The organism is Mycobacterium sp. IDUB_28 (assembly GCF_055419285.1).
In genome coordinates, this window is record NZ_JBVAXK010000002.1 from 360,540 (window position 1) to 384,049 (window position 23,510).

Consider the following 23,510-nt stretch of genomic DNA (forward strand, 5'->3'; position numbering starts at 1 on the left):
TCGCTGAGGCCACTGAGTCTGATGCTGAGTCGGTTGACGCCGCCGCGGAGGAGGCGGTTGCTGAGGAGCCTGCGGCGGAGGAACTGGCGCCCGAGGCCGAGGTCGCTGAGGCCACGGAGCCTGATGCTGGGTCGGTCGACGCCGCCGCGGATGAGGCGGTTGCTGAGGAGCCTGCGGCGGAGGAACTGCCGTCTGAGCCTGAGGTCGCTGAGTCCACCGAGCCTGATGCTGAATCAGTTGAGGCGGGTGCTGAGGAACTGGCGTCCGAGCCTGAGGTCGCTGAATCCCCTGAGCCGGACGCCGAGTCGGCGGATGACACCCACGACGAGTCGCCCTCGGAGGATGCCAAGCCCGCCCAGGCTGAACCCGAGACCGACGCAACCGACATCGAGTCCGTCAGCACGCAAAGCCCAGAGCCGTCCGACAGCGACACGGCTGAACCCACCGAAGATGACAAGCCGGCCTCAAGCGCAGCGAGCACACCGCCGGTGGCCGGCCCAGCGCGGCAGCGATGGCGAGATCGGTTCAGGAGGCGCCGGTCCTAGCGGTCACCTGACGCTCGTCGCAGGCTGCGTCTTCTCAGAGCGTCTCCGCGACCTCACCGGCAGCGCGCCGGATCTGGCATGCTGAGACCGTGACTGACCAGCCGTGGGCCGCTGACGAGCAACCGTATCCGCCGCACCAGCAACCGGGATACCCGCCGCCCTATCCACCTGCACCGCATTACGGCGGCCCCTACGACCCCTCGGCACCGTTCGGTCGCCACCCCGTCACCGGTCAACCGTATTCGGACAAGTCGAAGACGGTCGCAGGACTGCTGCAACTGCTGGGGCTGTTCGGCATCGCCGGGATCGGCCGCATCTATGCCGGACACACCGGACTCGGCGTCGCTCAACTGCTCGTCGGCTGGGTCACCTGCGGAGTCGGTGCCGTCATCTGGGGGATCATCGACGCGGTGCTGATCCTGACCGACAAGGTCACCGATCCGATGGGTCGACCACTACGCGATGGAACCTAACGGGCCGACACCAGCCACCGACGAACAGGACCGTCGGCGTCCCGGGCGTTACGCGGCCGTCGGATCGGCGGTCCTGCTCGGCGGCGCCCTGACCTACATCGGTCTGGCCGACCCCCACCAGCCGGGTTCGGTTTACCCGCAGTGCCCGTTCAAGTTGATCACCGGGTGGAACTGCCCGGCCTGCGGCGGCCTGCGGATGACCCATGACCTGCTGCACGGCGATCTGGTGGCCGGCATCAACGACAACGTCTTCTTCCTGGTCGCGCTCCCGCTGCTGGCGGTGTGGATTGTGCTGCGGCGCACGCGTCGGCAGTCCTACCTTCCGATCAGGACGACGGCCCTGTTCGTCGTCGCCATGACTGCGTGGACGGTGGTCCGCAATCTCCCGGGTTTTCCTCTGGTACCCACGGTGCTCACCGGATAGTTACGCGCCTCGCGGCTCTGGGACCCCCAGATGCCAGCAAGCGCGACTATGCTTTGGCGTCGTGACTAGACGCGGAAAGATCGTCTGCACTCTCGGACCGGCAACTCAAAAAGACGAGTTGGTCAAGGCGCTCGTCGAAGCAGGTATGGACGTCGCCAGAATGAATTTCAGCCACGGCGACTACAGCGATCACGAAGCCGCCTACAAGCGGGTTCGGGCGGCCTCAGATGCCACCGGCCGCGCCGTCGGCGTGCTCTGCGACCTGCAAGGCCCGAAGATCCGGCTGGGCCGGTTCGCCGACGGACCCACCCATTGGGAAGACGGCGAGACGGTCCGGATCACCGTCGACGACTGCGAGGGCACCCACGACAGGGTGTCGACCACCTACAAAAGGCTGGCCGAGGACGCGACCGTGGGCGACCGCGTTCTGGTCGACGACGGCAAAGTCGGACTGCAGGTCGAAAGCGTCGACGGCAACGACGTGGTCTGCAAAGTGGTCGAGGGCGGCCCAGTCAGCAACAACAAGGGCATCTCGCTGCCCGGAATGAACGTCTCCGCCCCCGCTCTGTCGGAGAAGGACATCGAGGACCTGACGTTCGCGATGGAACTCGGCGTCGACATGGTGGCGCTGTCGTTTGTCCGATCGCCGTCGGACGTCGAACTGGTCCACGAGGTCATGGATCGGGTCGGGCGACGGGTGCCGGTCATCGCCAAGCTGGAGAAGCCGGAAGCGATCGACAATCTGGAGGCCATCGTCCTGGCCTTCGATGCCGTCATGGTGGCCCGCGGTGACCTCGGGGTGGAGTTGCCGCTCGAAGAGGTGCCGTTGGTGCAGAAGCGGGCCATTCAGATGGCGCGGGAGAACGCCAAGCCGGTGATCGTGGCTACCCAGATGCTCGACTCGATGATCGAGAATTCCCGGCCTACCCGGGCCGAGGCCTCCGACGTCGCCAACGCCGTCCTCGACGGGGCCGACGCGCTGATGCTCTCCGGCGAGACCTCGGTGGGCAAGCACCCGTTGCAGGCGGTCAAGACGATGTCGCGGATCGTGTGCGCGGTCGAGGAGAACTCAACGGCCGCGCCACCGCTGACGCACGTGCCGCGCACCAAGCGCGGGGTGATCTCTTACGCGGCCCGCGACATCGGGGAGCGGCTGGACGCCAAAGCGCTGGTCGCCTTCACCCAGTCCGGCGATACCGTGCGGCGCCTGGCCCGCCTGCACACACCGCTGCCGCTGCTGGCTTTCACCGATCTGCCTGAGGTGCGCAGTCAGCTGGCCATGACGTGGGGCACCGAGACGTTCATCGTCCCGCACATGAAGTCGACGGACGGGATGATCCGCCAGGTCGACAAGTCGCTGCTCGAGCTGGGCCGCTACAAGCGCGGTGACCTGGTGGTCATCGTGGCGGGCGCGCCGCCCGGCACGGTGGGTTCCACCAACCTGATCCATGTGCACCGGATCGGTGAGGACGACGTCTAGCGGCGCCATAGGCTGACGCGGTGTCAGATTTCGACGAACTACTGGCGGTCCTGGACCTCGACCACGTCGCCGACGACAGTTTCACCGGGCGCCACCCCAGTAAGAATCCGATGCGGACCTTCGGCGGGTTGCTCATGGCGCAGTCATTCATCGCCGGCACCCGGACACTGACCCGCGACCTGCCGCCCAGCGCCCTGTCGGTGCACTTCGTCAACGGCGGCGACACCGCCAGGGACATCGAATTCCACGTGGTGCGGCTGCGCGACGAGCGCCGCTTCGCCAACCGGCGGGTGGACGCGGTGCAGGACGGAGTGTTGCTGTCCTCGGCAATGCTCTCGTACATGTCCGGTGGCGCCGGACTCGAGCATGCCGTAGATCCGCCGCAGGTCGCCGATCCGGAGTCGGTGCCACCTCTGGGTGAGCTGTTGCGCGGCTACGAAGAGACCGTTCCACTTTTCGTCAACGCGTTGCAGCCGGTGGAATGGCGTTACACCAACGACCCGTCCTGGGTGATGCGGGACAAGGGCGGGCGGCTGGACTACAACCGCGTCTGGCTCAAGGCGAAAGGCGTGCTGCCCGATGATCCGGTGCTGCACACCGCGACCATGCTGTACTCCTCGGACACCACCGTGCTGGATTCGGTGATCACCAGGCACGGATTGTCCTGGGGTTTCGACCGGATCTTCGCGGCCTCGGCCAACCACTCGGTGTGGTTTCACCGCCAGGTCGACTACAACGACTGGGTGCTGTATTCGACGTCGTCGCCGGTGGCCGCCGATTCGCGTGGGCTGGGTACCGGGCATTTCTTCGATCGCACCGGGCAGGTCGTCGCCACGGTGGTGCAGGAAGGCGTACTGAAATACTTCCCCCGCCACTAACTTTGGTGGCCGAGCAGACGCAGAATCGCCTAGCTGCTCAGCGTGTCGTGCGATTCTACGTCTGCTCGCGGGGGACCGGGGAGCGGCAGGCGGGCGCAGCGGAGATCGGCGGGCAGGTGGTGGGTGGCGACCACCACCGTCTTGCCGTCGCCGAGCACCGCGGAATCGGGATCCAACAGCTCACGCAGCACGCGGTCGGCGTCGGACCTGTCGAGGTGCTCGGTCGGCTCGTCGAGCAACAGGATCCGCGCGGGGCACAGCAACGCCCGCGCCAGCAGCAGCCGTCGACGTTGACCGGCCGAAACCGCTTGCGCACCACCGATCAGCACGGTCGACAACCCGTCGGGCAGACCGGCCACCCAGGCGCCCAGGCCGGCGGCCTGCAGCGCCGCGGTGATCTCCTCGTCGGTGCAGTCGCCGCGGACGACCAGCAGATTGTCCCGGACAGTGGTGGCGAAAAGGTGCGCATCTTCGGCGAAAAAGCAAACCGCGGAACGCAATTCGTCCTCGGCCAGGTCACCCAGGTCGATGCCGTCCAGCCGCACCTCGCCGCGCAACGGTGGCAGCAGGCCGGCCAGCGTCATCAGCAGCGTCGTTTTTCCGCAACCGCTGGGGCCGGTGACCGCCAGCCTGCTGCCCGGCGCGAGGTCGAGCACGCTGTGCTGGGATCGGCCGCCGGCATGACCGGAATACACATCCGCGGACAACCGGCCCGACGGTCGGGGCAGCGATGCCGTGCCCGCCGCAGCGGCAGTGTCGCATGGCGCCAGGTCCAGCAGGCGACGCGCCGCGATCCGTGACCGGGTCAACTGCACCGCAGCCCCGGGGAGGGCGGTGGTGGCTTCAAATGCCGACAGCGGCAACAACATCAGTACAGCCAGGGTGGTCGGCGCGACCGCCGAGGCCATGCCGATCCCGGCCACTACCGCACCGAGCACGCTGACGCCGATGGCCGCGGTGGGCAGGGCCTCGGCGACGGCGGCCGGCCGCGCGGCGGCATCCAGCGCCGTACCCCAACTGCGCTGCTGTTGCTCTGCCGCCGCGACGAACCGCGGAAGCACCCCCGCGACCCGAAGTTCGGGCGCATGTTCCAGGGTGAGCATCGCCGTCGCGTCGCGTTCCGAATGATGCTGACGGGCAATGGTTTCCTGCTCGGTAGCGGCCCGCCCGGCAAACGCCGGCGCGATGACCCCGGCCGCCACCAGACAGATCGCCAACACCGCGGCCGCCGGCAGCGAAATGAGTCCCACCACCACGACGGCGGACACCGCCAGCACCGCCGCGACTGCCATCGGGACCACGGCGCGCACCAGCACGTCGGCCAGCGCGTCGACGTCGGCACCCACCCGCGACACCAGTTCGCCGCTGGACAACCGAACTGCTTGCGCAGCAGGCCCGGACGACAGTCGGCGGTAGATCCGGGTGCGGGCCGTGTTCGCCGCCCGGAGTGCCGCATCGTGGGTAGCCAACCGCTCGCAGTAGCGCAGCACGCCACGCGAGATGGCGAACGTCCGGACCGCCACGACCGCGACGGACAGGTCCAGCACCGGGGGCATCTGCCAGGCGCGGGTGATCAGCCACGCCGACACTCCCGCCAACGCCAGCGCGCTGCCCAGCGACAGCACGCCGAGCGCGATGGCGACCAGGATGCGGGACAGTCTCGGGCGCAACAATGTTGCCGCTTGGGCGAGTGGATCAGACTCGCACACGGTGCGCCTCGCGGGATAGTTCGACGACCCGGTCGCCGATGCTCAACACACTTTCGCGATGTCCGACCAGTACCACGGTGGTGCCGACGCGTGCGCGAGCAACGATGGCCCGCAGCACCCGCGCTTCGGTGGCCACGTCCAGGTGGGCGGTGGGCTCGTCGAGCAACAGCACCGGGGCGGCAGATCCCAACGTGCGCGCCAGTCCCAACCGTTGGCGCTGCCCGAGGGACAAGCCTTCGCCGCCGCGGCCCAGCGTAGTGTCCATACCATCGGGCAGCTCACGCAGAACTTCGTCGAAACCTGCTTCCCTGCAGGCGCTTTCCAGATCGTCAAGCTCGCCGAACAACGACAGATTGTCCCGCACTGTTCCGGGGATGAGCACCGGACGTTGCGGCAGCCAGGACAGTTGGCGCCACCACGACTCGGGTGCCAGTTCGGCGAGGTCGGCGCCGGCCACCGTCACTCGACCAGACGTGGGCATCGTGAGCCCGGCGATCACCTGCAGGACGGTGCTTTTCCCGGCGCCGTTCGGACCGGTCAGCACGGTGACGGTGGCTGGTTCGATGACGGCGGTCAGGTTGTCGGGCGCATGACCGTCGCGGGACGCGACGCAGAGCTGTTCCAGCCGGATCTGCGCCCCGCGCGCGGTGACGGTCTGCTGACCCGGCGGCGACGGGTGCGGTTCGCCGATGAGCGCGAACGCCGCGTCGGCCGCGGCACGGCCATCCTGTGCGGCATGGAATTCCACCCCGATGCGGCGCAGCGGCCAGTACACGTCAGGTGCCAGTAACAGCACGGTCAACCCGGCACCCAGGCTCATCTCGCCGAAGACCAGTCGCAGGCCGATGCTCACCGCGACCAGTGCGACACCCAGCGTCGCCAGCAATTCGAGGACCAGGGCGGACAGGAACGCGATCCGCAACGTGGACATGGTGGAACGGCGGTGAGCTGCACCGAGTTCAGCGATGCGCTGCTCCGGACCCCATGCCCGGCCCAGTGCACGCAGCGTCGGGATGCCGGCGATCAGATCCAACAATCGAGCCTGCAGGGTGGTCATGGACACCAGGGCGGCCGCCGATCGTTCGGCGGTGGCCAGTCCGATCAACACCATGAAGACGGGAATGAGCGGCAGTGTGATCAGCACGATCACCATGGATTTCACGTCGTAGAGGGCGATCACCGCGACGGTGGCCGGTGTCAGGATCGCAGCCAACAACAGCGTCGGCAGGTAGTTGGCGAAGTACGGCCGCAGGCCATCCAGCCCACGGGTCACCACTGCTGCAGCCGAATTATGCTGCGCTGCAATCTCACTAGGTTGCCGGTAACTCACCGCGGTCAACACCTGACCACTCAGGTCGGCGATCACCGCGCTGGCACCCCGCTGGCTGAGGCGGGCCTGCAGCCACTGAGTCACCGCGCGAACAGTCCAGAGACCCGCCATGATCGACAGCGGAATCACCCAGTGGGAGTGTGGCGAATGGTCGGTCACTGCCCGCGCGACGACGTCCGCGAGCACAATCGCCGAACCGATTGCACACCCGGAAATCACCACACCGCAGGCGACGCTGGCGATCAGATTCCGGCGCAGCGCGGTCGATACCCGCCACAGTCGTGGGTCCAGTGGTCCCCGCGAACTCCTCGTGGTCAGGACGTTCGCCTCGTCAGGCCGATCGACGGAGGTATCCGGTCCGCCGATATCCGTTGCCGGAAAACCCAATACGTCCAGGCCTGGTAGACGATGGTCAGCGGGGTCATGATCACGGTGACCCAGGTCATGATCTTGAGGGTGTAGTCGGTGGAGGACGCGTTGTAGATAGTGAGGTCCCACTGGCTGTTCAGCGTCGAGGGCACCAGATTCGGGTACAGCGAGCCGAACAGCAGCACCACCACCGCGGCTACCACCAGCAGCGTGCTGACGAATGCCCAGCCGTCGGAGATGCGCCGCCACACCAGCAGCACCGCTGCCAACTGAGCGACGACCGCCACTGCCAGCACCGCCCACGTCCATTGCTTGCCGTGCGCCAACTGCGTCCAAACGCCAAATGCCGCAACCAGTATCGTCACCGGCAACGCCAACCACCGCCCGAATCGTAGGGCATCGTCGCGGATGTCACCGGAGGTCTTCAGCGAGACGAATACCGAACCGTAGAACATGAAGAGTCCGGCTGTGGCGAGCCCGCCCAGCAGGGTGTATGGGTTGAGCACGTCACCCACCGAGACATTGACCCGGCCGTCGGCGTCCACCGGCAGGCCGCGCACCAGGATCGCGAAGGCGGTACCCCACAAGACCGCAGGCAGCCAGGAGCCGACCGCGATGGCAAAGTCGGCCCAACCCCGCCATCTCGGGTCGTCGACCTTGCCGCGCCACTCGATGGCCACTACCCGCACGATCATGCCGAACAGAATCGCCAACAACGGCAGATAGAGGGTGGAGAAGACCGTGGCATACCAGCCCGGAAAGGCAGCGAACATCGCCGCGCCGGCGGTGATCAGCCACACCTCGTTGGCGTCCCACACCGGGCCGATGGTGTTCAGCGCCGCACGTCGGTGCGCCTCCCGATCGCCCTTGCCGACCCGTGCGAACGGGGCCATCAGCATGCCGACGCCGAAGTCGAAACCCTCGAGGATGAAGAAGCCCAGGAACAGCACCGCGATCAGGCCGAACCACACTTCTTGCAGATTCATCGTCAGCTCCTAGTAGGCGAACGACAGCGGCTTGACGTCGTCTTCCTCAACAGCGGGCGCCGCGGGTTCGGCGTCGTGTTCCAGCGGCCCTTCGACGATGTAGCGCTTCAGCAACCAGAACCAGACGACCGCGAGCACGGCGTAGATCAACGTGAATGTCGTCAACGAGGCGATGACCATGCCGGGCCCGTGGTGAGACACCCCGCTGGCCACGGTGAGGTGGACGTTCGGGTCGCCGGTGGGGTTGGGCACAACCAGCCAGGGCTGGCGACCCATCTCGGTGAAGACCCAGCCTGCGCTGTTGGCCAGGAACGGGGTAGGGATCGTCAGTAGGGCGAACCAGGCGAACCAGCGCTGACTCGGGATCCGTCCGCCGCGGGTCAACCACAACGCGAGCAGGGCGAACAGCACCGGGACCACCAACAGCCCGATCATCATGCGAAACGACCAGTAGGTGACGAACAGGTTCGGCCGGTAGTCATTGGGGCCGAACCGTTGCTGGTAGTCCTGCTGGATGTCGCGCACGCCCTGCAGCTTGACGCCCTCGAACTTGCCCTCGGCCAGGAACGGCAGCACGTAGGGCACCTCGATGACCCGGGTCAGGGCGTCGCAGTTGTTCTGTCGACCGACGGTCAGGATGGAGAAGTCCGGGTCGACCTCGGTGTCGCACAACGATTCGGCGGACGCCATCTTCATCGGCTGCTGCTGGAACATGAGCTTGCCCTGGTGGTCTCCGCTGAAGAACAGGGCGGCGGTGGCCAGCAGCACGACCCAGCACCCCAGCACGGTCGCGGGCCGGTACATGGCCCGGGTGCCCGGGTCCACCGTGCTGGTCTGCGACCGGACCAACCACCACGCGCTGACGGCGGCGACGAAGGTGCCCGCGGTGAGCAGCGCGCCGGCGACCGTGTGGCCGAACGCGACCAGCCCGGTGTTATTGGTGAGCAACGCCCCGATGTCGTTGAGCTCGGCGCGGTGCGTCGTCGGGTTGTAGTGCACACCCACCGGGTGCTGCATGAACGAGTTCGCGGTGATGATGAAGAACGCTGAGACGTTGACGCCGATCGCGACAATCCAGATGCACGCCAGATGCACCAGTCTGGGCAGCCGGGACCAGCCGAAGATCCACAACCCGATGAAGGTGGACTCGAAGAAGAAAGCGAGCAGTCCTTCCATCGCCAGCGGCGCGCCGAACACATCGCCGACAAACTTGGAATATTCGCTCCAGTTCATGCCGAACTGGAATTCCTGCACGATGCCGGTGGCCACGCCGATGGCGAAGTTGATCAGGAACAACTTGCCGAAGAACTTGGTCAGCCGGTACCAGGCGACGTTGTCGGTGACCACCCACGCCGTCTGCATGACGGCCAGCAGTGGAGCCAGTCCGATCGTCAGCGGCACGAAGATGAAGTGGTAGACGGTGGTGATACCGAACTGCCAGCGCGATATGTCGACGACATTCATCTGTCATCTCCCGGGGCTGCGGGGACAATCGAATAACTACGACAAACTGTAGTAGTTAGCGTGGGCCAACGCCAGCGTCACATCGGCTGGTGGAACCCGGTGTTGGTCTGTGAGGCCTTGCGGATGCCGAACGCCGACACCACTTCGAAAATGCCGATGACGATCAGGCAGATGCCCACGACGTACGCCAGGGTGATGATCGAGTCGAACGGCGACGCCATCACGATGAGGCCGGCGAGCAGGCTGACGATGCCGACGAAGATCGACCAGGCGCGCCCAGGGAGGCCCGGGTCGCTGATCGCCGAGACGGTGGTGGCGACCCCGCGGAAGATGAAACCGACGCCGACCCAGATGGCCAGCAGCAGCACCGCGTTGCCGAAATGGCGAAACGCCAGCACCGCAAGAATCACCGAGGCCGCGCCGCTGATGAAGAGCAGGATCCGACTGCCCGCCGTCACATGCAGGCTGAAGGCGAACACCACCTGAGCGATACCGGTGATGAGCAGGTACGCGCCGAAGAAGATCGCGGCCACCAGGACGGTTTGCCCCGGCCAGGCGGCCACGGCAGCGCCCAGCGCGAGCGACAAGATGCCCGACAGGAGCGTCGACTTCCACAGGTGCGGCAACAAACTCGGGGCAGGCAGCGGGGCGGGGTGTGTTTCCATGCAACCAGTGTGGCGTATGGGGCTGTGCGGGTACAGAGTCTTCCGGCCTCAGACGTGAGCGGCGCGCGGATCCTCGGCCGGCACGTCGGCGGCTTCATCAACCGGCTTGCGGCCGACGAGGTACCAGGTGCGCATCACGCCTTTGCCCTTGACGTCGATATAGCCGCGCTCGCGCAGGATGAAATCGTCCTTCAGTCGTTCGTAGACCTCGTCGGGAACCTGGATCTGGCCCACCGAATCGGTGGACTCCATCCGCGACGCGACATTGACCGCGTCGCCCCACACGTCGTAGAAGAACCGGCGGGAACCCACCACGCCGGCCACCACCGGACCGGTGGCCAGGCCGACCCGCAGCGGCACCGAGCGGCCGTGCGGATCCTTCAGGGCGGCGGCGACGTCGGCCATGTCCAGTGCGAAGTCGGCCAGCGCGTGCACATGGTCGGGCCGGGGTCGCGGAACGCCGCTGACCACCATGTACGAGTCCCCGCTGACTTTGATCTTCTCCAGCTCGTACTTGTCCACCAACAGGTCGAAGGCACTGTAGAGACGGTCCAGGAACCGCACCAGGTCGGCCGGCGCCGTGCTGCTGGCCCGCTCGGTGAACCCGACGATGTCGGCGAACAGCACCGACGCCTCGTCGTACTTGTCCGCGATGACCCGGCGCTCGGGCTCCTTGAGCCGTTCGGCGATGCTGGCCGGCAGCATGTTGGCCAGCAGCGCTTCGGAACGTTCGTACTGTTCCTCCATGACGGCCTCGGCCCGGGCGGTGTCGCGTAGCGCGAAGAAGACCGTCGCGACGACCATCACGCATGCCGACACCGTGGTGACGACGAATCCGGTGGACTGCGCCCACGGCGGCTGCAGGCCGGTGTTCCGCGGGATGACGAACTCGGTCAAGATGACCAGCCCCGCACCGACCGCAGCCAGGAAACTTGCCAGCACGATGTGCTCGATGCCCAGCAGCAGCACCACCAGGCAGGACCCGACGATGAAAAACAGTTGGGCGCCCGAACCGGTGCCGACATCCCAGCAACTCGCCAGAACTGTCGCGTAGGCGGTGGTGATGAACGTCAGGGGCGCCACCAATTCGCCGAAGCGATGCAACATCGGGATGGCCGCAAAGATCAGCGCGGCGACGATGTTGATCGCGATGACCTGCCACAGCCAGGAGCCGATGAACAGCTGCACGGCGATGAAACTGACGCTGACCAGGACCGCCATCCAGGAGGTGATGCTGAGCACCCTGGCTCGGCGCGCGGCGGTGTCGGCGTAATGCTGACGTATGTCGCGGGTTTGCGAGCGGGCAGCCGCGACGCAGTCCGGCCGGCGGGCGTCTTTGCCGGCTGAGAGGACACCGCACTTCTTCGCGGCCACGTAGTTAGCCTAACGGTTGAGCTCGGATGACGGGCGATCCTGCCGTCGTGAGTGTTCCTCACCACAACATGCAAGTTCGCCACAAAAATTCCGCAGGCATTGCGGTACTCGTGCCTGGTCGTTTCAGCTGTCGCCGAGGCGGGTGAGGTGCTGCGCTTCGGAGATGCAGATGTCGCGGTAGGCCTGCATGCCGTTGTCGGCGGCAATTCGTGGGACGCGAACAAGGTCCTCCCTGAGGCACTTGGCCGCATAACCCAGCACGGGTTGCGCTGACGGATCGGACGGGTAGCTGTCCATTCCGCGCTGCGCGATCAGATCTGCGATGTTGAAGAACGTCTGGGCTGCGTGAAACACGTTGGCGCCACCGGCATTCGGGTGCCCGGCTCGCACGGCATAAATAGTTGCCGTCAGCGCGTCATTCACTGCCGAGTGGTAGAAGGAGTAAGCCGGATCGTCTTCGTCGACCAGGCGACCCATCAGCTTCGACAGCGTCGCTCCGTCGTCATCGGGCGTCGCGGCCCACGCGGTGTGCAACGCGTCGAGTAGTACGTCGTGGTCTTCGGCGGTCAATGTTCCCAGTGCATTCACCGCGACGATGACGGCGCGTTGCGCGCTGCCGATCGCGAAAAGCGCCTTCTCCCGGTCGGTGGCGCGTGCGGCGAAAGCTGTGATTTCAGCACCGGGGAAAGCAGTGGTCACGGCCCACCGCGCCGCTCCGGCACCGGGCCACCGCCGGGACAGCGCCGTGTCGTAGCAACACGGACGTCGTGGCAGGGATGGCTTGACCTGGTGATTTGCGGTGCCCTCGGTGAGATTCGAACTCACACTGTACGGGTTTTGAATCCGTTTCCTCTGCCAGTTGGGATACGAGGGCTTGGCGTCCGGCCTCCTACCTTAAATGAGGCACCCCGAGTTCCTGTTCGCAGCCGCCCACGACACAATGTTCGTCATGACGGGCCCCACCACCGACGCCGCCGCCGCTCCGCCGCGTCGGGTCCTGATCGCGGAAGACGAAGCGCTCATCCGCATGGACCTGGCTGAGATGCTGCGAGAGGAGGGGTACGACATTGTCGGCGAGGCCGGTGACGGTCAGGAGGCCGTCGAGCTGGCCGAGCAGCACAAGCCTGACCTGGTGATCATGGACGTCAAGATGCCTCGCCGCGACGGGATCGACGCGGCCACGGAGATCGCCAGCAAACGCATCGCGCCGATCGTGGTGCTGACCGCTTTCAGCCAGCGTGATCTGGTCGAACGCGCACGCGACGCCGGCGCGATGGCCTACCTGGTGAAGCCATTCACCGCCAGCGACCTGATTCCGGCGATCGAGCTGGCGATGAGCCGGTACAGCGAACTCACCGCACTGGAACGTGAAGTGGCCACGCTGTCCGATCGTCTCGAGACCCGCAAGCTGATCGAGCGCGCCAAGGGTCTGCTGCAGGTCAAGCAGGGGATGACCGAGCCGGAAGCCTTCAAGTGGATTCAGCGTGCCGCCATGGACCGCCGGACGTCGATGAAACGGGTCGCCGAAGTGGTGCTGGAAACCCTGGACACCCCGAAAGACGCCTGATCCTCAGCGCGCGAGGGTCGAGCGTCCTCAGATGTGCGCTAAAAGGGCTCTGCGAGTGCGCTTTTGGGGCCGCTCGCGGCCAAAAGGCTGTGCCCGCGCGAGTTAGAGCGCGACGATCACCGACGAGCCGTGGCCGAACAGCCCCTGGTTCGCGGTGACGCCCACCCGCGCGTTCTCCACCTGGCGGCCGGTCGCCTGACCCCGCAGCTGCCAGGTGAGCTCGCAGACCTGGGCGATCGCCTGCGCGGGGATGGCCTCGCCGAAGCACGCCAGCCCGCCTGAGGGGTTCACCGGTACCCGGCCGCCTAGCGCTGTCGCCCCGGACCGCAGCAGCGCCTCGGCCTCGCCTCGACCGCACAACCCCAAGTGCTCGTACCAGTCGAGTTCCAGCGCGGTGGACAGGTCGTAGACCTCGGCCATGCTCACGTCCTCGGGCCCGATGCCGGCTTCGGCGTAGGCGGCGTCCAGGATCTGGTCCTTGAACACCCGCTCGGGTGCGGCCACCACCGCGGTGGAATCTGTTGCGATGTCGGGTAATTCGGGTAGATGCTGCGGGTACTGCGGGGTCACCGTGCTGACCGCGCGCACCGACGGGACGCCGTCCAGCGAGCCCAGATGCTTGCGGGCGAAGTCTGCACTCGCCACGATCAGCGCTGCCGCGCCGTCGGAGGTGGCACAGATGTCCAACTGCCGCAACGGATCTGACACCACCGGGCTGGCCAGCACGTCCTCCACCGACGACTCCTTGCGGTAGCGGGCGTTCGGGTTCTGCAGGCCGTGTCGGGAGTTTTTGACTTTCACCTGGGCGAAGTCCTCGGACGTCGCGCCGTAGAGGTCCATTCGGCGTCGCGCGAGCAGTGCGAAGTACACCGGGTTCATTGCGCCGATCAGGTGGAAGCGCTGCCAGTCGGGGTCGTTCTTGCGCTCACCGCCGACGGGTGCGAACGCGCCTTTGGGGGTGGTGTCGGCGCCGATCACCAGCGCGACGTCGCAGAACCCGGCCAGGATGTGGGCGCGGGCGCTCTGCAGCGCTTGGGAACCGGACGCGCAGGCCGCGTACGACGACGACACCGGCACACCGTTCCAGCCCAATTTCTGCGCGAACGTCGATCCGGCGATGAAGCCTGGGTACCCGTTGCGGATGGTGTCCGCGCCGGCGACCAGCTGGATCTGCCGCCAGTCCAGCCCCGCTTCAGCCAGCGCCGCCCTAGCGGCGACCACGCCATACTCGGTGAAGTCGCGGCCCCATTTGCCCCACGGGTGCATGCCCGCGCCGAGGATGTACAGCGGTTCCGGGGAGCTCATGGCGCAATCCTCCAGGCGTGCACGATCCGTTCGACGCCGTCGGCGTCGGTGAACAGCGTCATGGTGGCCAGCTCCATGTCCATGCCGACCTTCAGGTCGGCGGCGAGCGTGCCCTCGACGACCTTGCCCAGCACGATCAACCCCTCGTCGGCCAGTTCGACCGCGGCGATCGCGAACGGTTCGAACTCGCTCGGGGCCGGGTAGGGCGCCGGCGGCGGGTACCGGTTCTCGGTGTAGCTCCACAGTTTTCCGCGCCGAGACAGGGCGGCGGATTCCAGGGTGTCGCTATCACACGCCGGATTCGGGCAGTTGTTCTCCCGCGGCGGGAAAACATAGGTACCGCAGGCGGGACACTTGCTGCCGGTCAGGTACGGGCGGTCGGCGTCGTCGGTGGCGAACCATCCATCGATCGCCGGTTCTTGGCTGGTGACCTCGGGCACCCGCCAAGACTACCAAGCGCTTGTTTGGGAGCGCCAGGTGCGTCAGACCCGATGCCTAGAGTGAGACCCGTGCCCGTCGCGACCAAGCAAGCAGCCAAGCCGATAGAACAAGTCAAGCCGACCCTGATGCTGCTCGACGGCAACTCGCTGGCGTTCCGCGCGTTCTACGCGCTGCCGGCGGAGAACTTCAAGACCCGCGGTGGGCTGACCACCAATGCGGTCTATGGCTTCACCGCCATGCTGATCAACCTGCTGCGCGATGAAGCGCCCACGCACATTGCCGCCGCGTTTGACGTGTCGAGGCAGACCTTCCGTTCCGAGCGCTACCCGGAATACAAGGCCAACCGGTCCTCGACCCCCGACGAGTTCCACGGTCAGATCGACATCACCAAGGAGGTGTTGGGCGCACTCGGGATCACGGTGCTGGCCGAACCCGGGTTCGAAGCCGATGACATCATCGCCACGCTGGCCACCCAGGCCGAGGGTGAGGGTTACCGGGTGCTGGTGGTTACCGGCGACCGGGACTCGCTGCAACTGGTCAGTCCCGACGTGACCGTGCTCTACCCGCGCAAAGGCGTGAGCGAACTGACCCGCTTCACCCCGGACGCCGTCGTCGAGAAATACGGCCTCACTCCCACGCAGTACCCGGACTTCGCCGCCCTGCGCGGCGATCCCAGCGACAACCTGCCCGGCATACCCGGAGTGGGGGAGAAGACCGCGTCGAAATGGATCATCGAGTACGGCTCGCTGCAATCGCTGGTTGACAAGGTCGATACCGTGCGCGGCAAGGTCGGCGACGCGCTGCGGGCGCACGTCGCAAACGTCGTCCTGAACCGGGAACTCACCGAACTGGTCCGCGACGTGCCGCTCGCACAAACCCCGGACACGCTGCGACTGCAACCCTGGGACCGCGACCAGATCCACCGACTCTTCGACGACCTCGAGTTCCGCGTTCTGCGGGATCGGTTGTTCGACACGCTGGCCGCCGTCGAACCAGAGGTCGATGAGGGATTCGACGTGCGCGGCGGTGCCCTGGAACCCGGGACGGTCGGCCGCTGGCTCAGCGACCACGTCAGCGACGGTCGGCGGTCCGGTCTGACGGTCGTGGGCACCCACCTGCCGCACGGCGGTGACGCGACCGCGCTGGCGATCGCCGCCGCTGACGGCGACGGCGCCTACATCGACACCGCCACAGTCACCCCGGACGACGACACGGCGCTCTCGGCGTGGTTGGCCGATGCCGGTAAGCCCAAAGCCCTGCACGAGGCCAAGCTGGCCATTCACGACCTGGCCGGTCGCGGTTGGACGCTGGGCGGAGTCACCTCCGACACCGCGCTGGCCGCCTACCTGGTGCGGCCCGGGCAGCGCAGCTTCACCCTCGACGATCTCTCGCTGCGCTACCTGCGCCGCGAGCTGCGCGCGGAAACCACTGAGCAACAACAACTCTCGTTGCTCGACGATGTCGAGGGCACCGACGAGCAGGCCGTTCAGACCACTATTCTGCGGGCCCGAGCGGTCATCGACCTGGCCGAAGCCCTGGACACCGAGCTGGACCGCATCGACTCCGCCGCATTGTTGGGTGAGATGGAACTGCCGGTGCAGCAGGTGCTGGCCGGTATGGAGAGCGTCGGTATCGCCGTCGACCTGGGCAAGCTGACCGAATTGCAGAGCGACTTCGGCGATCAGATCCGCGACGCCGCCGAGGCCGCCTACGCGGTGATCGGCAAGCAGATCAACCTGGGCTCGCCCAAGCAGCTGCAGGTGGTGTTGTTCGACGAGCTGGGCATGCCCAAAACCAAACGCACCAAGACCGGCTACACCACGGATGCCGACGCGCTGCAGTCGTTGTTCGACAAGACCGGCCACCCGTTCCTGCAACATCTGCTGACCCATCGCGACGTCACCCGACTGAAGGTCACCGTCGACGGACTACTCAACTCGGTGGCTGCCGACGGCCGCATCCACACCACGTTCAACCAGACCATCGCCGCGACCGGCCGGCTCTCGTCCACCGAACCGAACCTGCAGAACATCCCGATCCGCACCGACGCCGGGCGGCAGATCCGCGACGCCTTCATCGTCGGGTCCGGCTACACCGAGCTGATGACCGCCGACTACAGCCAGATCGAGATGCGGATCATGGCCCACCTGTCCCGCGATGACGGCCTGATCGAAGCGTTCAACACCGGTGAGGACCTGCACTCCTTCGTCGCCTCCCGCGCCTTCGGGGTCCCGATCGACGAGGTCACCGCCGAACTGCGCCGCCGGGTCAAGGCGATGTCCTACGGCCTGGCCTACGGGCTGAGCGCCTACGGGCTGGCCGCGCAGCTCAAGATCTCCACCGAAGAAGCCAAGGAGCAGATGGACCAGTATTTCGCCCGGTTCGGCGGAATCCGGGACTACCTGTTCGCGGTCGTCGAGCAGGCCCGCAAGGACGGTTACACCTCGACTGTGCTGGGTCGGCGGCGTTACCTGCCCGAGCTGGACAGCAGCAACCGCCAGGTCCGGGAAGCCGCCGAGCGGGCGGCGCTCAACGCACCGATCCAGGGCAGCGCGGCCGACATCATCAAGGTCGCGATGATCGAAGTCGACAAAGCGATCAAAGAGGCCGAGCTGACGTCGCGCATGCTGCTGCAAGTTCACGACGAGCTGCTCATCGAGATCGCCCCCGGAGAGCGGGAGCAGGTGGAAAAATTGGTCCGGGACAAGATGGGCGGCGCCTACCCGCTGGATGTCCCGCTCGAGGTGTCGGTGGGCTACGGCCGCAGCTGGGACGCGGCGGCGCACTGACATGTCGGACAGGGATCAGCGCAAGCCGCTCGTGCGTTACCCGGTGATGGTCTTCTCCAAGCTGTTCGGGATGTTGCCCGCCCCGGTGGCGGATGCGTTCCTGGCGGTGCTGGCCCGGCTGGTGTACTGGCGCGGGCGCGCCCAACACATGAACGTGCTGCAGGACTTCCGCGACAACGTGGACCCGACCGCACAGTTCTCGTCGCGCAAGTGGCGGCCGGTGCAGGCGATGTACCGGGCAATCGTCCGCAACGCGAACGACGCCATCTGGTTCCTGGCCGCACCGCACAAGGTGGCGCTGCGGCGGTTTCACATCGCCGACCCGTCGCCGATCCACGCCGCCCTCGAGGCCGGCCGCCCGGCCGGAGTCGGCGTCATCGTGGCCTTCCCGCACCTCGGCTCCTACGCGGCGCTGCCGATCGTGCTCGCCCTGAATAACCTGCCGACCACCGTGGTCGCCAACCGGCAGCGTGCCCTCATGCAGTGGGTCATTTCGCGTGGTGCGCAGAAGGCCGGGCTGGAACTCATCGTCGTCGACCGCACCGGCGGGACCAGTATCACCGCGGCCATGGCCGACGCCCTGCGCCGTGGGCGCATCGTCGCGATCGCAGGCGACTATTTCCGGGCCCGCGAAGGCGGCGGCACCAACGGCATCGAGGTCGACCTCGCCGGTATCAAACGGTCGGTTGGTCCGGGACCGGCGCTGCTGGCGCTGCGCACGGGTGCGCTGATCGTCCCCGGCGCCGTCTTTCAGCGCCGTCACCAGCGCGAACCGGTCTTCGGACAACCGATCGCCGCCGAAGTCCCGTTGGACGGCAGCGACCAGAACATGAGGGACGCGGTGCAGGCGACCTCGCAGCAAGTGGCCGATGCGCTGGCCGAATTCATCAGACGCGAGCCGGACCAGTGGTTGATGCCCGGCGGATTGGTGTCGGACTCGATCGGCCGTCAGCGCTAGCGGTACCTACCCTGGCCCGGTTTGGCCAGCGTGCAGCCAGTCGAGTAGCCTCGACGGGTATCCGTGTGCTCGATCGCGGGTCACACCAATAACTCAAGTCCCAAGTCCCTACGATGAACCCTGTCCGGAGCAACCCAACAATATGCCGAGTCCCACCGTCACCTCGCCGCAAGTAGCCGTCAACGACATTGGCACCAGCGAGGACTTTCTCGCCGCAATAGACAAAACGATCAAGTACTTCAACGATGGCGACATCGTCGAAGGCACCATCGTCAAAGTGGACCGGGACGAGGTGCTCCTCGACATCGGCTACAAGACCGAAGGGGTCATCCCCGCCCGCGAACTCTCGATCAAGCACGACGTCGATCCCAACGAGGTCGTTTCCGTCGGCGATGAGGTCGAAGCCCTGGTTCTCACCAAAGAGGACAAAGAAGGCCGCCTCATCCTGTCCAAGAAGCGCGCCCAGTACGAGCGCGCCTGGGGCACCATCGAAGAGCTCAAGGAGAAGGACGAGGCCGTCAAGGGCACCGTCATCGAGGTCGTCAAGGGTGGCCTGATCCTGGACATCGGGCTACGCGGCTTCCTGCCCGCCTCGCTGGTCGAGATGCGCCGGGTGCGCGACCTGCAGCCGTACATCGGCAAGGAGATCGAAGCCAAGATCATCGAGCTGGACAAGAACCGCAACAACGTGGTGCTGTCCCGCCGCGCCTGGCTGGAGCAGACCCAGTCCGAGGTGCGCAGCGAATTCCTCAACCAGCTGCAGAAGGGCACCATCCGCAAGGGTGTGGTCTCCTCCATCGTCAACTTCGGCGCCTTCGTCGACCTGGGTGGGGTGGACGGTCTGGTGCACGTCTCCGAGCTGTCCTGGAAGCACATCGACCACCCGTCCGAGGTGGTCACGGTGGGCGACGAGGTCACCGTCGAGGTGCTCGACGTCGACATGGACCGCGAGCGGGTTTCGTTGTCGCTGAAGGCAACTCAGGAAGACCCGTGGCGGCACTTCGCCCGCACCCACGCCATCGGCCAGATCGTGCCGGGCAAGGTCACCAAGTTGGTGCCGTTCGGTGCGTTCGTCCGTGTCGAAGAGGGCATCGAAGGTCTGGTGCACATCTCGGAGCTGGCCGAGCGTCACGTCGAGGTGCCCGACCAGGTGGTCGCCGTCGGCGACGACGCGATGGTCAAGGTCATCGACATCGACCTGGAGCGTCGCCGGATCTCCTTGTCGCTCAAGCAGGCCAACGAGGACTACACCGACGAGTTCGACCCGGCCAAGTACGGCATGGCCGACAGCTACGACGACCAGGGCAACTACATCTTCCCCGAGGGCTTCGACGCCGAGACCAACGAGTGGATCGAAGGTTTCGACGCCCAGCGCAACGAATGGGAGGCCCGGTACGCCGAGGCCGAGCGTCGGCACAAGATGCACACCACCCAGATGGAGAAGTTCGCCGCGGCGGAGGCTGCCGACCACGGCAGCGGTGGTCAGTCGTCGTCGAGCAGCAGCTCCTCGGAGAAAGCCGCCGGCGGATCGCTGGCCAGCGACGCGCAGTTGGCGGCGCTGCGCGAAAAGCTAGCCGGCAGCGCTTAATCCGGCGCGAGGATGCTGCGCATCGGGCTGACGGGCGGCATCGGCGCCGGGAAATCAGCTCTGTCCAAGACGTTCTCGCAGTGCGGTGGCATCATCGTCGACGGTGATGTCATCGCCCGCGAGGTCGTCGAACCGGGCACCGAAGGTCTGGCGTCGCTGGTCGAAGCATTCGGCGAGGACATCCTGTTGCCCGACGGCGCACTGGACCGGCCGGCGTTGGCGGCCAAGGCTTTTGCCAACGACGAGGAGCGCAAGAAGCTCAACGGCATCGTGCACCCGTTGGTGGGCAAGCGCCGCGCCGAGATCATCGAGTCGGTGTCCAAGGATGCCGTTGTGGTGGAAGACATTCCGCTGCTGGTCGAATCGGGGATGGCCCCACTGTTCCCGCTGGTCGTCATCGTGCACGCCGACGAAGAACTGCGGCTGCGACGGCTGGTCGAACAGCGCGGCATGAGCGAGGAGGACGCCCGCGCCCGGATCAACGCGCAGGCCACCGACGAGCAGCGCCGCGAGGTCGCCGATGTCTGGCTCGACAACTCGGGCAGTCCCGACGACCTGGTGGCGCAGGCCCGAGACGTGTGGCAGCACCGGATCCTGCCGTTCGCGCACAATCTGACCGAGCGTCAGCCGGCGCGGGCCGCGGCACGGCTGGTCCCGGCGGACCCGACCTGGCCGGAACAGGGCCGGCGCATCGTCAACCGGCTGAAGACCAACTGCGGGCACCGGGCCCTGCGCGTCGACCACATCGGCTCGACGGCCGTTCCAGACCTGGACGCCAAAAACGTTATCGACATTCAGATCACCGTCGAATCACTGGACGTCGCAGACGAACTCGCCGAACCGTTACTGGCCGCCGGGTACCCGCGCCTGGAGCACATCACCCAGGATGCGGCTAAGAGCGATGCGCGCAGCACCGTGCCGGGCTTCGATCACAGCGATGATCCGGCCTTGTGGCACAAGCGAATCCACGCATCGGCCGATCCCGGCCGGCCCACCAACGTGCACATCCGGGTCGCCGGACGGCCCAATCAGCAGTTCGCGCTGCTGTTCGTCGACTGGCTGAAGGCCAATCCCGCTGTGCGCGAGGATTATCTGGCGGTCAAGCGCGAAGCGGACGCCACCGGTGGCGGCGACACGATCCGTTACGTCACCGCCAAGGAACCCTGGTTCCGGGACGCCTACCGGCGGGCCTGGGAGTGGGCCGACAGCACTGGCTGGAAGCCCTAGCCCGGCCATGCCGTTCGTCACCGACATCCTCGGACCGCGGCGGCCGGTAGCCGGCCGGTCAGTGCTACGGGCGGGCGGTCGGCGCCGAACCAGCACCATCGACACCCATCCGGCCGACGGCGGCGGCGCGGAGGTCGACCTTCGGGCGCGCGACGTGGCAGAGGCCGGGGAGGGCGGCGTTGATGTGCTGGACGAGGTCCACGTCGACGCGCTGCTGGTCGACGGCGTCATCGACCGGATCAGTGGGACGCTGCCTGTCGGGCGACTCCCTGAGCTGCACGGATGCCGGGTCGGACGGGGTTTCCGGTCGGTCATCGCCAGGCTGTTCGCCGACGAGGTGCAACGGGCCAGTCTGCTTCATCTGCTGCTCGACGACTGGGTGGGCGCGGCGCTGGTGTCGGGATACGCGACCCAGCATGCGGCGATCGTCCTGGGGGTCGAGCAGCACATGCCGCCGGGGGTGGCCGACCGGATGGCCGGCATCTGTGCCGGATTCGCGCCGGACGCGTCGTTGATCGGCTATACCCGGCAGCACGATGTCATTCCGACCGGCCGCGGGCCGGTGGCCCCGGCGCTGGACGGACTGCACGAGGTCGAGTCGCTGCGGGCGGGCGGCATGCGCAGGTTCCGTCGGCTCGACCTCTGGCCGTCGGGTGCCGATTCGTGGCAGTTCGATGCCCACTTCCGGGACTCCCACATGGACGACGAACTGGTCGAGACGATTGTGCACGAGTACACGGTGGCCGGCACGATCGACGAACCGACGCGGACCGTCACGACGGTCAGTGCCGAGGTACGGGTGCTGCCCTGGCAGGAATGTCCGGGCGCCATCGCCAGTGCAGCCCGTATCCGCGGAATGACGATTGACGAACTGCGCGACCGGGTCCGCGGTGAATTCGTGGGCACCAGCACGTGCACCCATCTCAACGACACCTTGCGGGCGATCGCCGACCTGAACGCTCTGCTGAGCTGGTAACCCTACGGTCCGCCGCGCCAGTGCTCGATACGGTGGTGGTCGGGCGTGAAGCCGTGGTCGACACCCCACAGCACGGCTTGGGTGCGGCTGGCGACGCCGATCTTGCGATAGATCGTGCGGATGTAGGACTTGACCGTGTTGGGACTGAGGTAGGTCAGTCGCGCGACGTCGGCGTTGCTCTTGCCCTGCGTGATCAGGGCCAGGATTTCGGCCTCCCGGTCGCTGAGCCCCTCGCCGCGGCCCGGCCAGTCCAGTCCTGGTGCGCTGCGCGCGCGGGCCGCCACATCGCTGATGACGAGTTCCCCGGAGTGCACGGCCTCCAGTGCCGCCACCAGCTCGCGCGCCGGCAGGGTCTTGGACAGGTAGCCGTGGGCCCCGTGCTGGCGGGCGCTCTCCACCAGGTCCGGGTGAAAGTTCCAGGTGTACACCACAACTCGACGTGCCTGTGGATTGGCGACCAGGACCGCGATTTCGTCGTGGTCGGATTCTGGCTGGGCGAATGAGTCATAGAGGACGATGTCCACCGCGTCCGAGACGGGCATGGTGGAGTCGAGTTCCGCGATCACAATCCGGTCGCGATACGGGTCCAGCATGTTGGCGACACCCTTGACGACGACGTCGTAGTCGTCGACCAGCGCGACCGTGATCGGCGCGCGAGAAGCGGGCGGCATACCGGCACATTACCTCCCTAGGGGTGTATTGCTACCCCCCTAAAGGGTGTTCGACTGAGCAACATCGGGAACATCGACCGTTCGCTGGACCATCGCCCGAAGGAGGGCTCATCGTGATCATTCTCGGTCTCGTCCTATTGATTGTCGGATTCGTCTTCAAGATTTCCATCCTGTGGACCATCGGCATTGTGCTGCTCGTCATCGGCGCCATTCTGGCCGTCCTGGGTGGGATGGGCCGCGCAGTCGGAGGCCGCCGGCACTACTACTGAGCCCTGCCCCGTTGTGCGGCAG

At 66.5% G+C, this 23,510-nt stretch carries 21 protein-coding genes, 1 tRNA gene and 1 pseudogene; 12 read left to right on the forward strand and 11 right to left on the reverse strand.

Features of this window, described 5'->3' with window-relative positions:
- The 5 genes and pseudogenes from ACZYZ9_RS05585 to ACZYZ9_RS05605 form a co-directional block, all read left to right on the forward strand.
- Positions 1-545 (forward strand): annotated as a pseudogene (locus ACZYZ9_RS05585) (hypothetical protein); the annotation flags it as partial.
- Positions 546-634: 89 nt separating this feature from the next.
- On the forward strand, positions 635-1,018 hold the full coding sequence (locus tag ACZYZ9_RS05590) for a TM2 domain-containing protein (protein ID WP_463825215.1): 384 nt from the start codon (positions 635-637) through the stop codon (positions 1,016-1,018).
- Positions 1,008-1,442, forward strand: coding sequence for a DUF2752 domain-containing protein (locus ACZYZ9_RS05595; protein WP_463825216.1), 435 nt, complete (start codon positions 1,008-1,010; stop codon positions 1,440-1,442). The genes ACZYZ9_RS05590 and ACZYZ9_RS05595 overlap by 11 nt, the downstream gene beginning before the upstream one ends.
- Before the next feature lie 61 nt (positions 1,443-1,503).
- On the forward strand, positions 1,504-2,922 hold the full coding sequence (gene pyk / locus ACZYZ9_RS05600) for a pyruvate kinase (RefSeq protein ID WP_463825217.1): 1,419 nt from the start codon (positions 1,504-1,506) through the stop codon (positions 2,920-2,922).
- Positions 2,923-2,942: 20 nt separating this feature from the next.
- On the forward strand, positions 2,943-3,800 hold the full coding sequence (locus ACZYZ9_RS05605; protein WP_463825218.1) for an acyl-CoA thioesterase domain-containing protein: 858 nt from the start codon (positions 2,943-2,945) through the stop codon (positions 3,798-3,800).
- Between the two features lie 29 nt (positions 3,801-3,829).
- Here ACZYZ9_RS05605 and cydC read toward each other — a convergent pair whose 3' ends face one another.
- From cydC to ACZYZ9_RS05645, 8 genes are all read right to left on the reverse strand, one after another.
- The gene (gene cydC, locus ACZYZ9_RS05610) at positions 3,830-5,509 is read right to left on the reverse strand and encodes a thiol reductant ABC exporter subunit CydC (RefSeq protein WP_463825219.1); all 1,680 of its coding nucleotides are present in this window, start codon (positions 5,507-5,509) and stop codon (positions 3,830-3,832) included.
- Positions 5,496-7,097: a thiol reductant ABC exporter subunit CydD gene (gene cydD / locus ACZYZ9_RS05615; RefSeq protein WP_463825457.1), complete on the reverse strand. Its 1,602-nt coding sequence runs from the start codon at positions 7,095-7,097 to the stop codon at positions 5,496-5,498. The genes cydC and cydD overlap by 14 nt, the downstream gene beginning before the upstream one ends.
- 56 nt (positions 7,098-7,153) lie before the next feature.
- Positions 7,154-8,194, reverse strand: coding sequence for a cytochrome d ubiquinol oxidase subunit II (gene cydB, locus ACZYZ9_RS05620; protein WP_463825220.1), 1,041 nt, complete (start codon positions 8,192-8,194; stop codon positions 7,154-7,156).
- Positions 8,195-8,203: 9 nt separating this feature from the next.
- Complete coding sequence (locus tag ACZYZ9_RS05625; RefSeq protein WP_463825221.1) at positions 8,204-9,658, reverse strand: cytochrome ubiquinol oxidase subunit I; 1,455 nt, start codon at positions 9,656-9,658, stop codon at positions 8,204-8,206.
- 77 nt (positions 9,659-9,735) lie between these two features.
- Entirely contained in the window at positions 9,736-10,341 is a 606-nt protein-coding gene (locus ACZYZ9_RS05630; RefSeq protein ID WP_463825458.1) for an HdeD family acid-resistance protein, read from the reverse strand.
- 30 nt (positions 10,342-10,371) lie between these two features.
- Positions 10,372-11,697 (reverse strand): adenylate/guanylate cyclase domain-containing protein, encoded by a 1,326-nt coding sequence (locus tag ACZYZ9_RS05635; RefSeq protein ID WP_463825222.1) that lies wholly within the window; start codon positions 11,695-11,697, stop codon positions 10,372-10,374.
- Between the two features lie 123 nt (positions 11,698-11,820).
- Positions 11,821-12,396, reverse strand: coding sequence for a hypothetical protein (locus tag ACZYZ9_RS05640; RefSeq protein WP_463825223.1), 576 nt, complete (start codon positions 12,394-12,396; stop codon positions 11,821-11,823).
- Between the two features lie 101 nt (positions 12,397-12,497).
- Positions 12,498-12,571, reverse strand: a tRNA-Leu gene (locus tag ACZYZ9_RS05645).
- 75 nt (positions 12,572-12,646) lie between these two features.
- Here ACZYZ9_RS05645 and ACZYZ9_RS05650 point away from each other — a divergent pair.
- Positions 12,647-13,264: an ANTAR domain-containing response regulator gene (locus tag ACZYZ9_RS05650; RefSeq protein ID WP_463825224.1), complete on the forward strand. Its 618-nt coding sequence runs from the start codon at positions 12,647-12,649 to the stop codon at positions 13,262-13,264.
- Positions 13,265-13,366: 102 nt separating this feature from the next.
- Here the strand turns inward: ACZYZ9_RS05650 and ACZYZ9_RS05655 are convergent, their stop codons facing one another.
- Both ACZYZ9_RS05655 and ACZYZ9_RS05660 read right to left on the reverse strand, forming a co-directional pair.
- Entirely contained in the window at positions 13,367-14,569 is a 1,203-nt protein-coding gene (locus tag ACZYZ9_RS05655) for a lipid-transfer protein (RefSeq protein WP_463825225.1), read from the reverse strand.
- On the reverse strand, positions 14,566-15,009 hold the full coding sequence (locus tag ACZYZ9_RS05660; protein WP_463825226.1) for a Zn-ribbon domain-containing OB-fold protein: 444 nt from the start codon (positions 15,007-15,009) through the stop codon (positions 14,566-14,568). The genes ACZYZ9_RS05655 and ACZYZ9_RS05660 overlap by 4 nt, the downstream gene beginning before the upstream one ends.
- Before the next feature lie 51 nt (positions 15,010-15,060).
- Here ACZYZ9_RS05660 and polA point away from each other — a divergent pair, with 51 nt between their 5' ends.
- From polA to ACZYZ9_RS05685, 5 genes are all read left to right on the forward strand, one after another.
- Positions 15,061-17,799 carry a DNA polymerase I gene (polA, locus tag ACZYZ9_RS05665; RefSeq protein ID WP_463825227.1) on the forward strand — a complete coding sequence of 913 codons (2,739 nt, stop codon included), beginning with the start codon at positions 15,061-15,063 and terminating at the stop codon, positions 17,797-17,799.
- 1 nt (position 17,800) lies between these two features.
- Positions 17,801-18,757, forward strand: coding sequence for a lysophospholipid acyltransferase family protein (locus ACZYZ9_RS05670; RefSeq protein WP_463825228.1), 957 nt, complete (start codon positions 17,801-17,803; stop codon positions 18,755-18,757).
- A gap of 142 nt (positions 18,758-18,899) precedes the next feature.
- Positions 18,900-20,345 (forward strand): 30S ribosomal protein S1, encoded by a 1,446-nt coding sequence (gene rpsA, locus ACZYZ9_RS05675; protein WP_463825229.1) that lies wholly within the window; start codon positions 18,900-18,902, stop codon positions 20,343-20,345.
- A 12-nt stretch (positions 20,346-20,357) separates the two neighbouring features.
- Positions 20,358-21,572, forward strand: coding sequence for a dephospho-CoA kinase (gene coaE / locus ACZYZ9_RS05680; protein WP_463825230.1), 1,215 nt, complete (start codon positions 20,358-20,360; stop codon positions 21,570-21,572).
- 7 nt (positions 21,573-21,579) lie between these two features.
- A complete protein-coding gene (locus ACZYZ9_RS05685; RefSeq protein ID WP_463825231.1) occupies positions 21,580-22,548 on the forward strand; it encodes a DUF2889 domain-containing protein in 969 nt (322 codons plus the stop codon).
- 2 nt (positions 22,549-22,550) lie between these two features.
- Here ACZYZ9_RS05685 and ACZYZ9_RS05690 read toward each other — a convergent pair whose 3' ends face one another.
- Complete coding sequence (locus tag ACZYZ9_RS05690; RefSeq protein WP_463825232.1) at positions 22,551-23,219, reverse strand: LuxR C-terminal-related transcriptional regulator; 669 nt, start codon at positions 23,217-23,219, stop codon at positions 22,551-22,553.
- A 113-nt stretch (positions 23,220-23,332) separates the two neighbouring features.
- Between ACZYZ9_RS05690 and ACZYZ9_RS05695 the strand changes: the two genes are divergently transcribed.
- Positions 23,333-23,488: a DUF6131 family protein gene (locus ACZYZ9_RS05695; RefSeq protein ID WP_463825233.1), complete on the forward strand. Its 156-nt coding sequence runs from the start codon at positions 23,333-23,335 to the stop codon at positions 23,486-23,488.
- The last annotated feature ends 22 nt before the right edge of the window (positions 23,489-23,510 follow it).

Bases quoted from the DNA above. Each gene is read 5' to 3' on its own strand.
- ACZYZ9_RS05595 (WP_463825216.1), top strand. From the start codon at position 1,008: ATGGAACCTAACGGGCCGACACCAGCCACCGACGAACAGGACCGTCGG.
- cydB (WP_463825220.1), bottom strand. From the start codon at position 8,194: ATGAATCTGCAAGAAGTGTGGTTCGGCCTGATCGCGGTGCTGTTCCTG.
- ACZYZ9_RS05625 (WP_463825221.1), bottom strand. From the start codon at position 9,658: ATGAATGTCGTCGACATATCGCGCTGGCAGTTCGGTATCACCACCGTC.
- ACZYZ9_RS05650 (WP_463825224.1), top strand. From the start codon at position 12,647: ATGACGGGCCCCACCACCGACGCCGCCGCCGCTCCGCCGCGTCGGGTC.
- ACZYZ9_RS05655 (WP_463825225.1), bottom strand. From the start codon at position 14,569: ATGAGCTCCCCGGAACCGCTGTACATCCTCGGCGCGGGCATGCACCCG.
- polA (WP_463825227.1), top strand. From the start codon at position 15,061: ATGCCTAGAGTGAGACCCGTGCCCGTCGCGACCAAGCAAGCAGCCAAG.
- ACZYZ9_RS05670 (WP_463825228.1), top strand. From the start codon at position 17,801: ATGTCGGACAGGGATCAGCGCAAGCCGCTCGTGCGTTACCCGGTGATG.
- rpsA (WP_463825229.1), top strand. From the start codon at position 18,900: ATGCCGAGTCCCACCGTCACCTCGCCGCAAGTAGCCGTCAACGACATT.
- coaE (WP_463825230.1), top strand. From the start codon at position 20,358: ATGCTGCGCATCGGGCTGACGGGCGGCATCGGCGCCGGGAAATCAGCT.
- ACZYZ9_RS05685 (WP_463825231.1), top strand. From the start codon at position 21,580: ATGCCGTTCGTCACCGACATCCTCGGACCGCGGCGGCCGGTAGCCGGC.
- ACZYZ9_RS05690 (WP_463825232.1), bottom strand. From the start codon at position 23,219: ATGCCGCCCGCTTCTCGCGCGCCGATCACGGTCGCGCTGGTCGACGAC.